We start from the raw sequence: 13,562 nt of genomic DNA on the forward strand, positions 1-13,562 counted from the left end.
GGGCGCCCAGCACCCGGCGGCCCCCGACCAGTCCGAGGCCACCGGGACGGCCGATACCGGCGATCAGGACGGTCCGCCGGGCGACCGGCCGGGTCCGACCCGGCCGCCCGAGCCCCGCCCGAAGCCCCCACGGTCGACGGCCGGCGCACCGCGGGCGCCCCGCGAGCAGCCGACGGCGCCCCCGGCCCGTCCCGCGCCGGCTCCCGTTCCCTCGGGCGGTCCCGGGCCGGGCGGGCCCGCGGGCGCGGGTGACGGGCCGCAGGCCGGCCTGGACGTCTGTGCGGCCGCCGAGCGGTACGGCCGCTGGCCGGCCGGCTCCGACCAGGCCAGGATCTGCCGCAACGTCTACGGCGGCTGAGGGGTACGGCGGGCGCAACGAGCGCGCGGGAGCGGGGGCGGCTGCGCTCAGCCGGCCGACAGGTGCCGGCCCAGACCCGCCAGGGTGAGCACGCCGACCAGGTAGCCGTCGTCGTCGACGACCGGCCACGCCTCCAGGTCCCTGACCTCCATCGCCACCGCCGCCAGCGGGAGCTTCAGCGAGCGCCAGGCGTACGGCCCCGCGTCGCCCGCGGCCTCCCGGACCAGGGTGCGCTCGCCCGACCAGGTGCGGGCGGGGTAGGAGAGCAGCCGGTCCCGGGTGACCAGGCCGGCGCAGCGGCCCGCGCTGTCCCGCAGGACCAGGTACGGCAGGTCGTTGGCGCGCACCAGCGACTTCGCACGGTCCACCGTCGTGGCGTCCCGGATCTGGGGGTCGGGACGGTCCATGGCGTCAGCGACGGTGGCCGTGGAGGCGGCGGCGAACGGGGCTGTACGGCTGTCAACCATCGGAAACAGTGTCAGGGTCGTCACGGGTGCACCGAGCCTGCCCCCGGACCGCGAATCGGCGGTCCGGCGTTGTCCCTCACCCAGAACGAAACCGGAGCGAGCGACCGGATGCGATGTGCCCTGGATGCCGCCAACCGTACTCCGTTCGGCGCACGCCGGCGCGGCCCGCCGCGGAGTACCGTGAAGGCACCAAGGACATCACACATGCCGGCGGCCGAGTCGGTGTCACCCTGGTCGGACAGTCGGCTCCGCGTGGGGCCGGGACGGGCGGCACCGCATGTTGCCGAAGCAGTCTCCCTCGACACCCTCCTCGGACCCACTCCCGGTCCGATCGGCGCGCGCGACCGCCGCGCCACTGCTCCCCCGGCTGGCGCTGGAGACCAGCCAGGACCGCGGCGGCATGTTCGACGGCGCCTGGTGGCCCCGCACCCGTGACCTCGAGAGTGAGTTGCCCGACCTGGTCACGGCCCTGGAGGCGCACGTCGGTCCCATCGTCCGGGTCGGTCTGGACACCTCCACCTGGGACCTCGTCCCGCGCTCCGTCCAGGTCGGCGGGCTGGAGGTCCGGATCGCCCGGTTCTCCGCCAGCGACAACACCATGAGCCTCAGCCGTGGAATGCAGGACCAGTTCGTGCTGCTGGTCATCCCGCCGAACACCCCCGCCACCCTGGCCGCCACCGCGATGGCACGGGCCGCCACCAGCGGCAATCGCGGATCGGCCGCCGACCTGCTCACCACCCCGCACGCCGCCTGACCCGCGCCGACCCGCGAGCGGCCCAGGTCGGACCGGCGGCGGGGTGGGCGAGTGACATCCAGCCCGTACGGACCGCGGGAGCCCGGCCGACGGAACGTCAGCGGGCTCGGCCGGGCCCGTGTCCGACGGGCTGGGAAACCCCAACTTTCTGGGGTACCAGGGGCACCGGCGGCGGCGAAGACTGGGGCCATGGACGTCATCGAGAAGACCCGAATCGCAGACAACCGAGAGACCGTGCGTGCCTTCATCGACGCACTGTTCACCAGGGGCGACCTGGGCGCGGTCGACGAGTACCTCGCCGAGGACTACCTCGACCACGATCCGCCCATCGACTCCGACCCCGGCCGGGAGGGGATGCGCAAGGCCGCCGCGCTGTTCCGCGGTGCCTTCCCCGACTGGCACTCCACGGCCGACTTCCTGGTCGCCGAGAACGACCTGGTCGTGGAGCACTTCAGCGCCACCGGCACCCAGCTCGGCGAGATCTTCGGCGCGCCGGCCACCGGCCGCACCGTCACGCTCCGCGGGATCAACGTCTTCCGGCTCCGGCAGGGCCGCATCGTCGAGCGCTGGGGCCGGCTCGACGACTTGGGACTGCTGCGCCAGCTCGGCCTCGTGCAGGGCCCGGGGTAGACGGGAGTAAGGTCGTGTCCGTGGCAGGTGCGGTGGTGGAACGCCGACTCGCCGACATCGAACGACGGTGCTGTGGCGGGCTGGACACCGGCACGCTGGGCACCGAGATCGTGGGCCGTCTGCGCCGGTTGGTACCGGCGGAGGCGGCCTTCTCCGCGACCGTCGATCCGGTGACCCTGCTGTTCACCTCGGCGACCGCCGAGGACCCGTTGGGTCCCGCGACGGCACTCTTCCTCGACAACGAGTTCGGGCAGGCGGACGTCAACAAGTTCGCCGGCCTGGCCCGCGCGGCGGATCCGGTCGGCTCGCTGGACCGGGCCACCGAGGGCAGCCGGGGCGACAGCGCCCGCTACCGCGAGATCATGGCGCCCCTCGGGCTCGGTGACGAACTGCGCGCGGCCCTGGTCACCGGGCACCGCTGCTGGGGCGTGCTCTGCCTGCACCGGGAGGCCTCCTCCCCGGGCTTCACCCCCGAGGAGATCGCCCTGGTCCGGCGCCTCGCTCCGGTGCTGGCGACCGGGCTGCGCACGGCGGTGACCGCGGCGCCGCCTTCCGGGGCCGCCGCCGGCCCGGACGGGGTGGGCCTCATCCTGCTCGACTCCGCGCTGAGGACCGTCTCCATGAGCCCCGAGGCCGAGCAGTGGCTGACCGACTTCCCCGACGGCGACCGGCAGGACGCCGGACTGCTCCCGGTCAGCGTGCTCGCGGCGGCCGCCGGCCCGGTGCCCTCGACCGTCCGCGTCCGCGGGCGCTCGGGCCGGTGGCTCGCGCTGCACACCAGCCGCCTGGGCCCGCAGATCGGCGTGGTGGTGGAACCGGCGCGACCGGCGGAGCTCGGGTCGGTGCTGCTCAGCGCCCATGGACTCACCGACGCCCAGTCCCGGGTCGCGGCCCTGGTGATCCGGGGATACTCCACCCGCCAACTGGTCGACGAGCTCCACATCTCCGCCAACACCGTGCAGGAACACCTGACCGCCGTCTTCGACAAGTTCGGTGTCCGGAGCCGCCGCGAGCTGGTCGCGGTCGTGCTGGCGGACCTGTCCGGCTTCGCGTAGGCGGGGGTGGCCGGAGGTTCACAGCTGACGCGCTGTCCATCCGCGGCGGGAGCGGCGGCGGGAGCGGTGCGAGGTGCCGCACCGGATGCGACGCGGCCCGGTTTGGCAGCATGCTCGGCACAGTCCCGCACGAACCGTAGGAGAGCCCGTGATCGCCGCCTTCAGTGTGACCCCGCTCGGCATGGGCGAGGAGGTGGCCGAAGCGGTGGCCGCCGCGGTGCGGGTGGTGCGCGCCAGTGGGCTGCCGAACCGGACCGACGCGATGTTCACCTCGATCGAGGGCGACTGGGACGAGGTGATGGCGGTGATCAAGGAGGCGATCGAGGCCGTGAAGCCGTACGCGAGCCGGGTCAGCACGGTGATCAAGATCGACGACCGGGCCGGGGTCACCGACGGCCTCACCCGCAAGGTGGAGTCGCTGGAGCGCCACCTCGCCGGCTGACCACCGGGCCGCCCTCGGCTGACCACCGAGCCGCCCGCCGGCCGTCGCCGCCCTCGCCGCCCTTCGCTGGGCCACTCGGGTGACAGTGCGGCCGTACGGGTGCATGGTGGAGACAGGGGCCCGACATCGAGCCAGGCGCGCCGGAAACCGGTGCCGTCATCCCACTCGGACCACGTAGGTCGTCTCGATCCCTGTGCCGGCCCGGTTCCCCACCTGCGCCTGACGCCCCCTGGAGATCGACAAGGGGAACGTCATGACGAACGAACGACTTCGCAGCCACCCCGCGGTCGGTGCCGAGGGCGACACCGACGCCGACGTCGACACCGTTGTCGTCGGCTCGGGGTTCGGGGGTTCGGTCGCCGCCTACCGCCTGGCCGAGGGCGGCCGGTCGGTCGTCGTCCTGGAGCGGGGCAAGCCGTACCCTCCGGGCGGCTTCCCGCGATCGCCGGCGGGCACGGCCCGCAACTTCTGGGATCCCAGCCAGGGCCTGCACGGCCTGTTCGACATCTGGTCGTTCGGTGGCCTGGAAGGGGTGGTCTCCAGCGGCCTGGGCGGCGGATCGCTGATCTACGCCAACGTCCTGCTGCGCAAGGACGAACACTGGTTCGTCCACGAGTCGCCCTTACCCGGCGGCGGTTACGAGCACTGGCCGATCAGCCGCGCCGACCTCGACCCGCACTACGACCGGGTCGAGCGGATGCTGGGCGCCACCCCGTACCCGTACGACGACACGCCGAAGACCGTGGCCCTGCACGAGGCCGCCGACCGGCTCGGCCTGGAGGTCTCGCGCCCTCCGCTCGCCGTCACCTTCGCCTCCCGGCCCGGCGGGGCGCCGGTCCCGGGGGCGCCGATCCCCGAGCCCGAGTACGGCAACCTGCACGGCCTGCCCCGCAGCACCTGCCGGTTATGCGGGGAGTGCGACGTCGGCTGCAACGTCGGCGCCAAGAACACCCTGGACCACACCTACCTGTCGGCCGCCCGGCACCACGGCGCCGACATCCGTACCCGCTGCGAGGTGCGCGGCTTCGCGCCCCGGCCCGGTGGCGGCTACGTGGTCCGCTACGTGGTGCACGACCCGGCCCGCGAGGGCCATCGCACCGCGACCGACCGCCTCCCGCTGCGGCGGATCACCTGTCAGCGGCTGGTGCTGGCGGCCGGCACCTTCGGCTCCACCTACCTGCTGCTGCGCAACCGGGCCGCGCTGCGCGGGATCAGCCGGGCCCTGGGCACCCGCTTCAGCGGCAACGGCGACCTGCTCGGGCTGGTGGTCGACGCGACCGAAGGCGCCGAGCGGCACGGGCCGCGCCGCCTGGACAGCAGTACCGGGCCCGTCATCACCACCGCCGTCCGGGTCGGCGACGAGCACGACGGTGACGGCTCGTCGGGACGCGGCTTCTACGTCGAGGACGCGGGCTACCCGGAGTTCGTGGGCTGGCTGGCCGAGGAGGCGCAGCTGGCGGGCAGCGTCCGGCGGACCGTCGAGTTCGGCCTCCAGCGGCTGCGCTCGCGGCTCGACGGCGGCCGGCAGAGCAACATCAGCCGCCAACTCGCCCGGCTGCTGGGACCGGGGGTGTTCTCGGAGTCGGCGCTGCCGCTGCTCGGCATGGGCCGCGACGTACCGGACGGCCGGATGCGGCTCCGCGACGGCTACCTCGACGTCGACTGGACCTCGCAGACCTCGATCCGCTACTTCGAGCGCGTCCGCTCCACCATGCGGGAGCTGGCCGGTGAACTCGGCGCCGAGTTCGTCGACAACCCGCTCTGGTGGACCCGTCGGGTGATCACCGTGCACCCGCTCGGTGGCGCCCCGATGGGCCGTCACTCCGCGGAGGGCGTCTGCGACTCCTTCGGCGAGGTGTTCGGGCTGCCCGGGCTGCACGTGCTCGACGGCTCGGCGCTGCCCGGGCCGGTGGGGGCGAACCCCTCGCTGACGATCACCGCGTACGCCGGCCGCGGCCCCCGCCCCGGCGCCGGCGACCGGCCCGGCCACGGACGCCCCCGCCGCCCAGGCCCCGGGCACGGACGTCCCGGTGGCGCCGGTCGCGGCCGCCCGGGTGAACGGCGAGCGGCCCACCAGCCTCTCCTTCACCGAGGAGATGAAGGGGTACCTCGCACTCGACACCCAGGACCCCGAGCAGGGCCGGGAGCTCGGCCGCTCGTTGCAGCAGCGGCTGATGTTCCGCCTGACGATCACCACCCACGACGTGGACCGCTTCGTCGCCGACCGGAACCACCCGGCCACGGCGGTCGGCTACGTCGACTGCGACCTCCTCGGCGGCCGACTCGCCGTCGAACACGGCTGGTTCAACCTCTTCACCCGCGACGGCGACCCCCGCCGGCGGCAGATGCTGTACCGGCTGCACCTGTCCGACCAGGGCGGCAACCCGCTCACCCTGGTGGGGCACAAGGACGTGCACGACGACCCGGGCCTCGACGTGTGGCGCGACACCTCCACGCTCTACGTCAGGATGCTCGCCGGTCACGTGCCGCCCGACGGTGACGCCGCCGCACCGGTGCTCGGCGCGGGCGTCATCACCATCCTGGTGCGGGACTTCGTCCACCAGATGACCACCTTCCGGGCGGTGGGCCCGCACCCCGCCCGGGCGCTGGAGCGCTTCGGCCGGCTGTTCCTCGGCGAGCTGTGGGCCGTCTACGGTCCGCGCCTGGCGCTGACCAAGGAGCCGTCATGAAGTCATACGAGCTGCGCGAGTACGCCGGGGACCTCGGCTTCACGCCGCAGGACCAGATGCGCTGGCTGGCACCGAAGGAGCTGGCCCGTACCGCGGTCAAGGTCGGGCTGGCCTCCGTCTTCTGCGGCTACTCGGACAAGCGGGAGGTCCAGGGCGCCCTCCCGGCGGACCTCCTGCGGGCGCCGCTGCGCGAACCCGACGCGCAGGAGATCTGGATCGACTACGTGGCCGACCTCGGCGACGGCTTCGACGCCACCAGCTCGGTAGCCTGGACGGTGGCGGCGGAGAAGATCACCCTCGACGAACCCGGCGCGGTACGGGCCCAGTTGAGCCGGGGCTCGCTGCTCGTCCTGGGCGGCGACGAGGTGTACCCGGTGGCGTCGGCGACGGGGTACGAGGACAAGATGAAGGGTCCGTACCGCGCCGCGCTGCCCACCGCGGACGACCAGCCGCTGATGGTCGCGCTGCCGGGCAACCACGACTGGTACGACGGACTCACCTCGTTCCTGCGGATCTTCGCCCAGCAACGGCCCATCGGCGGCTGGCGGACCCGGCAGACCCGCAGCTACTTCGCCGTCCAACTGCCCCAGCGCTGGTGGCTCGTCGGCCTGGACAGCCAGCTCGGCGCGTACTACGACGGCCCGCAGCTGCGCTACTTCGAGACCCACCTGTCGGCCAACCTGCGGCCCGGTGACGGCGTGATCGTCTGCGCGGCCGAGCCCACCTGGGTCAAGAGCGCCGACCGGGACGTGGACGACTTCAACGCGCTGCACTGGTTCGACCGCCACTTCGTGCGCAGCCGGATCGACCCCGCGAGCGGCGAGCGGGTGGCGACGCACGCCTCGATCCGGCTCTGGCTCACGGGCGACCGCCACCACTACGCGCGGTACGCCGAACGGCTGCCCCAGGACCCGCCCGATCCGGTGTCCACCACCGCCGACCTGCCGCCCGACCCGGCCCGGCGCCAGATGGTGACCTGCGGCATGGGCGGCGCCTACCTCGCCTCGACGCACCGACTGCCGGCCGAGCTGCCCCTGCCACCCAGCGGTTCGCGGCTGCGCGACAAGGACAGCCCGCCGACGGTGTTCGCCCGCGCGCCGCGCACCGAGCCCAGCGCCCAGGAGTCCCGCCGGCTCGTGCGGGGCATCGCCGAGCCGTGGTCGCCGCGCTGGCTGGCCCGGCGCAACCCGGGGTTCGCCGAGCTGACGGCGGGCGTGCACGCGCTGCTCTTCCTGCTGGTGGCCTTCCTCTTCGCGCTGACGCAGGGGGTGCTGCGGCCCGTGGACGCCGTGCGCGACGCCGACGGACGGCACCTGGGCGACTTCGTCGCGGGTCTGGTCGGCCTGCTGGCGCTGTTCCTGGTCCTGGCCTGGCTCTACCGGCTGGCCCGCCGGGGCCGGCGGGCGGCGCCGGGCAGCGCGACGACCGGCGTGCTGCTCCAGGTCGCGGTGGCCCTGGTGGTGCTGGCCGTCACGGTGGCGATCCCGTTCCCGGCCGGCTGGTCCGGGTGGGCGGTGCTGGCGGTCTGCCTGCTGGTGGCGGGGCTGCTCGGCGCGCTGCTGGGCTCGGAGGTCTTCGGGCTCTGGATGCTGTCGGCACGCGGCGGCGTGGTCGTCGACTGGCAGATGTCGGGCCAGTCGATCGAGGACCACAAGGGGTTCCTGCGCCTGCACATCGCGCCCGACGGCGACCTCACGCTCTACCCGCTGGTCCTGGACGGCATCTGTCGCGACTGGGACCTGGTGGACGACCCGGTGCTCGGCAAGCGGCCGGTGCCGGCCACGCCGCCGACCGCACGGCTGATCGAGGATCCCCTCGTGATCGGCCGGAAGGCGGGGCCGTCATGACCGGCCTGCCGCGACCCGGCCCACTGCTGCGACCCGGCTCAGTGCCGCGGCGCGGCCCACTGCTGCGACCGACGACCCGGCGTCCGGGGCGGGGCACGGACCCAGCGGCCGGCCGGGCCACCACCCGGCCGACCACCCGCCGCGACCACGTCACCGAGGTGCGGCCGCTGACCGCGCTGGACGGCCGCCCGCTGACGCTCGTGCACGTGCAGGGCCGGCACCCGCCCACCCGCGGCCCGGTCCTGGTCGCGCACGGCGCTGGCGTCCGGGCCGAGTTGTTCCGTCCGCCGCTGCCGCACACCTTCGTCGACGCCCTGATCGACGACGGCTGGGACGTGTGGCTGCTCAACTGGCGTGCCTCGATCGACCTCGACCCGGTGCCCTGGACCCTGGACCAGGCGGCGGCGTTCGACCACCCCGCCGCGGTGGCCCACATCCGGGCGGCCACCGGCGCGGACCGGCTCAAGGCCGTCGTGCACTGCCAGGGCTCGACGTCGTTCATGATGGCGCTGGCCGCGGGCCTGCTGCCCGAGCTGGAGACCGTGGTCAGCAACGCGGTGTCGCTGCACCCCGTCGTGCCCGACCTGTCCTCGTTCAAGATCGGTCGGGTCGCGCCGCTCGTCGCCCGCGCGCTGCCCTACCTCTCCCCCGCCTGGGGGGACCGGCCCGAGGGCCTGCTCTCCCGGCTGATCGTGCGGTTCGTGCGCGCCACCCATCCGGAGTGCCGCAACTCCGTCTGCCGGATGGTCAGCTTCACCTACGGCACCGGCCGGCCGGCCCTGTGGTCCCACGCGAACCTCGACGACGCGACGCACGAGTGGATCCGCGGCGAGTTCGCCGACGTCCCGATGACGTTCTTCGCGCAGATGAACCGGTGCATCCGGGCCGGCCACCTGGTGGCGACGGGCGACGTCGCGGGCCTGCCGCGGTCCTTCGTCGCCCGGGCGCCCAGCACGGACGCGCGGATCGTGCTGCTCGGCGGCGAGCAGAACCGGTGCTTCCTGGCGGAGAGCCAGCGCCGCACCTTCGACTTCCTCCAGCGGCACCGCCCCGGCCGCGACAGCCTGTACCTGCTGCCCGGCTACGGCCACCTCGACGTCTTCCTGGGCCGCCGCGCGGCCCTCGACACCTACCCGCTGATCCTGAAGGAGCTGGCGCATTGACATCCTCCCCGCCCTGGAGGGCGGGGATTCCCCTCAGCCTCGCGGCTGAGACACCCCGCGTGTGCGGGGTGCTGGGACACCTTCCTGCTTCACCGACGACTGCCCGCCCGGAGTGCTCCGTTGAGGTCTCACACCGTCTCCACAGGCTGTAACCGCCAGTCCGGCGGCCAGGATGTTGATGGCCGCGTTCACGTCCCGGTCGTGGGTCGTCCCGCAGCCGCACGTCCACTCACGGACGTTGAGCGGCATCCTGCCCTGCAGGGTGCCGCAGTGGGAGCACAGTTTGGAGCTGGGGAACCACCGGTCAACGGCGATCACCTCGCGCCCGTACCACTGCGCCTTGTACTCCAGCATCGACCGCAGCTCGGACCAGGAGGCATCCGCGATGGCGCGGGACAGCTTCCGATTCCTGATCATGTTGCGGACCGACAGATCCTCGATCACGACCGTTTGGTTCTCACGGACGAGTCGGGTGGTGAGCTTGTGCAGGAAGTCACGCCTGCGGTCGGCGATCCGGGCGTGAGCCCTGCCGACCTTGAGTCGGGCCTTCGCCCGGTTCCTGCCGTCGCCCTCGGCCTTGCGGGCCAGGTCCCGCTGAGCCCTGGCAAGGCGTTCACGGTCCCTGCGCTCGAACTTCGGGTTGGTGATCCTCTCCCCGGTGGAGAGCGTCAGCAGGCTCGTCACGCCGGCGTCGATCCCGACGGCTACGTTGACCGGTGCCGACATGCCGGGCCGGTCGTCGCACAGCATCGAGACGAACCAGCGCCCCGCACTGTCCTGGGACACGGTGACGGTGGACGGTTCAGCCCCCTCGGGGAGCGGGCGCGACCACGCGACGTCCAACGGATCGGCCATCTTGGCCAGGGTCAACCTGCCGTCGCGGTAACGAAATCCGCTGGTGGTGTACTCGGCGGACCTGCGGGACTTCTTCCGGGACTTGAATGTCGGGTACTTCGCCCGCTTGTTCCAGAAGTTGGCGAACGCCCCTTGCAAGTGCCGCAGGGTCTGCTGCAACGGGACCGACGACACCTCGGACAGGTAGGCCAGTTCCTCGATCTTCTTCCACTGCGTCAACATCGCGCTCGTGGCGTTGTAGTTCACCCGCTCCTGACGCAATGTCCACGCCTCAGTACGGGCCTGCAACGCCATGTTGTAGACCTTGCGAACACATCCGAACGTGCGCGACAGCTCAGCCGCTTGCACATCGGTCGGGTAGAAGCGGTACTTGAACGCCCGCTTCACATGGTTCACGACCACTCTCACAACCTAGCGAGCGTGGCTGTAGAGATCAAAACTGCGGGTCAGAGCACTGCGGTCCGCCTGACGGCGAAACGCAGCTCCCCGTCCCGCTCCGCAGGAAATCCAATTCCTCCCCGGCCTGAAGCCCGGGGTTTCCTTGGAGGCATCCGATGAAGACGATCCTGTCCCTCGCCCGGCTGGGGTTGTCGGCCGCGCCCTCGCCGTTCCCGCGCCGGCAGCGCCGGCTGGCCGGACGCCATGCCCTGGTGGACGACATCGCGTTCCAACTGCCGGTCGACTCGCAGGACTCACCCGTCCTGATGGCCGCCTTCACCGTCGACCGCGCGGCGGCCGCCGAGCTGCTGCCCGGCGGCGAGCTGCACCCAGTGGTGCTGCCGGGCGGCCGGGGCCTGCTGGTCATCACCGTGGTCGACTACCTGCGCACCGACATCGGCCGGTACATCGAGTACTCCATCGCGCTCGCCTGCACGCACGGCCGCCGGCCGGCGCCGGCGCTGCTGCCGGCGCTGCTGCGCGGCACCTTCGGCACCGGACAGTACGTGCTGGACCTGCCGGTCAGCAGCGAGATCTCGGTGAAGGGCGGCAAGGGCATCTGGGGAATGCCCAAGCACCAGGCCAACCTCGACTTCCGGATCACCGAGTCGGCCGTGTCGAGCGAGTACCAGGTCGACGGCCGGCTCGGGATGTTCGTCGAGATCGCGCGCCCGCCGGCGACGGCGCTGCCGCTGCGGGTCGGCGCGGTGAACTACTGCGCCTTCCGGGGCATGCTGATGAAGTCGTCCGTCTACTTCGAGGGCGACGCCGACCTCGCGTTCGGCCGGCGGGCCCGGGCCCGCCTCGTGGTCGGCGACGCGCCACAGGTCGCCGCGCTGCACGGGCTGGGGATCGCCGTCCACCCGCTCTTCACCTGCTACCTGCCCTCGACCCGGGGCGTGCTCGACGACCACTTCGAGTGCTGGTTCCTGACCAGCGACGAGCCGGGGCACACCTTCGGCGAACCGCTGCGCGACGTCGTCGACCTCGGCCTGTCGCAGCAGTGGCTGGAGCCGCCGCGCATCGACGTCGGAGCCCGGTCGTGAGGCGGGCCCGCTCCCTCGTCGCCGGGGGCGACCGGCCGGGGGCGCTCCCGTGAGCCTGCTGCCGCGCCGGGTCACCGGCGACCCGCTGCGCCTGGTGCTCGTGCTGATCGGAGCGCTCACCGTGCTCTCCGGCCTGGTCCAGCTGGTCGCGCCGGGCGTCGTCCTCGACCTGCTGTCCGCGGACTCGACGGCGCTCGGCAGACAGCTCTTCGCGACCGTCGGGATGTTCATGGTGATCGTGGGCGGGCTGCTCGTCCAGGGGCTGCTGTCGCCCGCGCCGCCGCCGTACCTGCTCTTCTGGACGGGTCTGCAGAAGTTCGGCGCCTTCCTGATGGTGACCGTCGCCGTGGCCCGCGACCTGTTCGGGACGGCCGCGCTGCCGGTGGCGTTCTTCGACCTGGCCACGGCCCTGTTGTGCGGGCTGATGTGGCGCCGCCTCGCACGCCGGGCGCGGCAGGTGCCCGCCGCGAAGGAGGGGCCGTGAGGCGTTCCCTGGTGCTGGCCGGCGGCGGGATGCGGGTGGCCTGGCAGACCGGCGTGGTGCGGGCCCTGCGCGAGCACGGCCTGGCCTTCGACCACGTCGACGGCACGTCCGGCGGGATCATGACCACCGGCATGCTGCTGTCGGGGCAGGATCCGGCAGAGATGGGCCGGCGGTGGTCCGAGCTCGACGTGCACGACTTCAACTCCCCCCTGCCGGCGGCCGACTACCTGAAGGGACCGTGGTCGCTGCCGGCCCTGGGGGACGCCGACGGGGTACTGCACAAGGTGCTCCCCGCGCTCGGCATCGACGTCGCGGCCGTGCGGTCCTCGCCGCTGCAGGGCACCTTCAACCTGGTCGACTTCGTCACCAAGACCTGCGTGGCGGTGCCGAACACGGAGATCGACCTGGAGTTGATGGCGGCCGGCATGTCGCTGCCGCTCTTCATGCCGCCGCTGCGGCGCGACGGGCGGGTGTGGACCGACGCGGTCTGGGTCAAGGACGCGAACGTGGGCGAGGCGCTGCGCCGCGGGGCCGACGAGGTGTGGCTCGTCTGGTGCATCGGGAACGCGCGGTACTGGGGGGACGGCCCGCTGGAGCAGTACGTCCACATGATCGAGATGAGCGCCAACGGGGCCCTGTTCGCCGAACTCGCCACCGCGGAGAGGCCCTTCGTGCTGCACGTGGTCAAGCCGCGCCACCCCCTGCCGCTCGACCCCGAGTTCTTCACCGGCCGGATCACCGCGGACACCCTGGTGGCGATGGGCTATCGCGACGCCTGGGACTACCTCGACGGCGCCGGTCCCTCGGGCGTGCCGAAGGACCCGACCTGCACCACGATGGACGTGGCGCCGCGCGGGGTGCGCTTCGGGGAGCGGATGCACGGCGAGGTCGGCGGCGCCGAACTGCTGCTGGACGTGACCGTCGAACTGCCGCTGCCCGCCGACGGCGCCGCCTCACCCGGCGCCCGCCTGGTGGGGCACGTCGACCACGCGCCGTGGGGCGGCCGGGTGCTGCTGGCCGACGGGCGCCTCGAGGCGGCGGGCAGCGGAGTGACGTACCGGGCGCGCGTGCGCCTGGACGGGCGGTGGCAGGAGGTGCGGGCCCGGCGCGACCTGGCCGACGGCCGGGGCCCGGACCTGTGGTCGGACGCCCGCCGGGCCGACTTCTGGGCGGGTGACGGGTGCACCGGGGAGCTCACCCTCGGGCTGCGCGACGCCGCCCGGTCCCTGGGGTCGGTGGAGCCGGTGGGCGCGCACGGCCTGCGCGGCCACGCCGAGGCGCTGGCCGAGCTGGCCCGGGTCGGCCTGCGGCGGGGGCTGGCGCGGTAGCGGGC

At 73.2% G+C, this 13,562-nt stretch carries 13 protein-coding genes and 1 pseudogene; 12 read left to right on the top strand and 2 right to left on the bottom strand.

Annotated features, from left to right (window positions below; genetic code table 11):
• Positions 1-358: pseudogene (locus ABD323_RS34560) on the top strand (hypothetical protein); the annotation flags it as partial.
• A 47-nt stretch (positions 359-405) separates the two neighbouring features.
• On the opposite strand, the gene ABD323_RS34565 reads toward ABD323_RS34560, so the two are convergent.
• A complete protein-coding gene (locus ABD323_RS34565; protein WP_344446032.1) occupies positions 406-825 on the bottom strand; it encodes a CBS domain-containing protein in 420 nt (139 codons plus the stop codon).
• A 277-nt stretch (positions 826-1,102) separates the two neighbouring features.
• Between ABD323_RS34565 and ABD323_RS34570 the strand changes: the two genes are divergently transcribed.
• From ABD323_RS34570 to ABD323_RS34605, 8 genes are all read left to right on the top strand, one after another.
• Positions 1,103-1,579 (top strand): DUF5994 family protein, encoded by a 477-nt coding sequence (locus tag ABD323_RS34570; RefSeq protein WP_344446033.1) that lies wholly within the window; start codon positions 1,103-1,105, stop codon positions 1,577-1,579.
• 189 nt (positions 1,580-1,768) lie between these two features.
• A complete protein-coding gene (locus tag ABD323_RS34575; RefSeq protein WP_344446034.1) occupies positions 1,769-2,209 on the top strand; it encodes an ester cyclase in 441 nt (146 codons plus the stop codon).
• A gap of 14 nt (positions 2,210-2,223) precedes the next feature.
• Positions 2,224-3,264, top strand: a complete 1,041-nt coding sequence (locus tag ABD323_RS34580; protein ID WP_344446035.1) for a LuxR C-terminal-related transcriptional regulator — start codon at positions 2,224-2,226, stop codon at positions 3,262-3,264.
• 148 nt (positions 3,265-3,412) lie between these two features.
• Positions 3,413-3,706 carry an MTH1187 family thiamine-binding protein gene (locus tag ABD323_RS34585; protein ID WP_344446036.1) on the top strand — a complete coding sequence of 98 codons (294 nt, stop codon included), beginning with the start codon at positions 3,413-3,415 and terminating at the stop codon, positions 3,704-3,706.
• A 253-nt stretch (positions 3,707-3,959) separates the two neighbouring features.
• The gene (locus ABD323_RS34590) at positions 3,960-6,206 is read left to right on the top strand and encodes a GMC oxidoreductase (protein WP_344446037.1); all 2,247 of its coding nucleotides are present in this window, start codon (positions 3,960-3,962) and stop codon (positions 6,204-6,206) included.
• Complete coding sequence (locus ABD323_RS34595; protein WP_344446038.1) at positions 6,175-6,396, top strand: hypothetical protein; 222 nt, start codon at positions 6,175-6,177, stop codon at positions 6,394-6,396. Before ABD323_RS34590 ends, ABD323_RS34595 begins: the two co-directional genes overlap by 32 nt.
• Positions 6,393-8,243, top strand: coding sequence for a hypothetical protein (locus ABD323_RS34600; protein WP_344446039.1), 1,851 nt, complete (start codon positions 6,393-6,395; stop codon positions 8,241-8,243). Before ABD323_RS34595 ends, ABD323_RS34600 begins: the two co-directional genes overlap by 4 nt.
• A complete protein-coding gene (locus tag ABD323_RS34605) occupies positions 8,240-9,406 on the top strand; it encodes an alpha/beta fold hydrolase (protein WP_344446040.1) in 1,167 nt (388 codons plus the stop codon). Before ABD323_RS34600 ends, ABD323_RS34605 begins: the two co-directional genes overlap by 4 nt.
• Before the next feature lie 33 nt (positions 9,407-9,439).
• Here ABD323_RS34605 and ABD323_RS34610 read toward each other — a convergent pair whose 3' ends face one another.
• On the bottom strand, positions 9,440-10,663 hold the full coding sequence (locus ABD323_RS34610) for an RNA-guided endonuclease InsQ/TnpB family protein (RefSeq protein ID WP_344446041.1): 1,224 nt from the start codon (positions 10,661-10,663) through the stop codon (positions 9,440-9,442).
• Positions 10,664-10,815: 152 nt separating this feature from the next.
• Between ABD323_RS34610 and ABD323_RS34615 the strand changes: the two genes are divergently transcribed.
• From ABD323_RS34615 to ABD323_RS34625, 3 genes are read left to right on the top strand one after another with little or no spacing between them, the layout of a single operon-like run.
• A complete protein-coding gene (locus ABD323_RS34615; protein WP_344446042.1) occupies positions 10,816-11,745 on the top strand; it encodes an acetoacetate decarboxylase family protein in 930 nt (309 codons plus the stop codon).
• Between the two features lie 49 nt (positions 11,746-11,794).
• On the top strand, positions 11,795-12,229 hold the full coding sequence (locus ABD323_RS34620) for a hypothetical protein (RefSeq protein ID WP_344446043.1): 435 nt from the start codon (positions 11,795-11,797) through the stop codon (positions 12,227-12,229).
• Entirely contained in the window at positions 12,226-13,557 is a 1,332-nt protein-coding gene (locus ABD323_RS34625) for a patatin-like phospholipase family protein (protein ID WP_344446044.1), read from the top strand. Before ABD323_RS34620 ends, ABD323_RS34625 begins: the two co-directional genes overlap by 4 nt.
• Positions 13,558-13,562: the final 5 nt, after the last annotated feature.

The sequence above is a fragment of the Kitasatospora nipponensis genome (assembly GCF_039528135.1).
GTDB classification, from domain to species: Bacteria; Actinomycetota; Actinomycetes; order Streptomycetales; family Streptomycetaceae; genus Kitasatospora; species Kitasatospora nipponensis.

What these genes read in the sequence shown, in the direction of transcription:
- ABD323_RS34605 (WP_344446040.1), top strand. Translation starts at nt 8,240, where the DNA reads ATGACCGGCCTGCCGCGACCCGGCCCACTGCTGCGACCCGGCTCAGTG.
- ABD323_RS34615 (WP_344446042.1), top strand. Translation starts at nt 10,816, where the DNA reads ATGAAGACGATCCTGTCCCTCGCCCGGCTGGGGTTGTCGGCCGCGCCC.
- ABD323_RS34590 (WP_344446037.1), top strand. Translation starts at nt 3,960, where the DNA reads ATGACGAACGAACGACTTCGCAGCCACCCCGCGGTCGGTGCCGAGGGC.
- ABD323_RS34565 (WP_344446032.1), bottom strand. Translation starts at nt 825, where the DNA reads ATGGTTGACAGCCGTACAGCCCCGTTCGCCGCCGCCTCCACGGCCACC.
- ABD323_RS34570 (WP_344446033.1), top strand. Translation starts at nt 1,103, where the DNA reads ATGTTGCCGAAGCAGTCTCCCTCGACACCCTCCTCGGACCCACTCCCG.
- ABD323_RS34600 (WP_344446039.1), top strand. Translation starts at nt 6,393, where the DNA reads ATGAAGTCATACGAGCTGCGCGAGTACGCCGGGGACCTCGGCTTCACG.
- ABD323_RS34595 (WP_344446038.1), top strand. Translation starts at nt 6,175, where the DNA reads ATGCTCGCCGGTCACGTGCCGCCCGACGGTGACGCCGCCGCACCGGTG.
- ABD323_RS34575 (WP_344446034.1), top strand. Translation starts at nt 1,769, where the DNA reads ATGGACGTCATCGAGAAGACCCGAATCGCAGACAACCGAGAGACCGTG.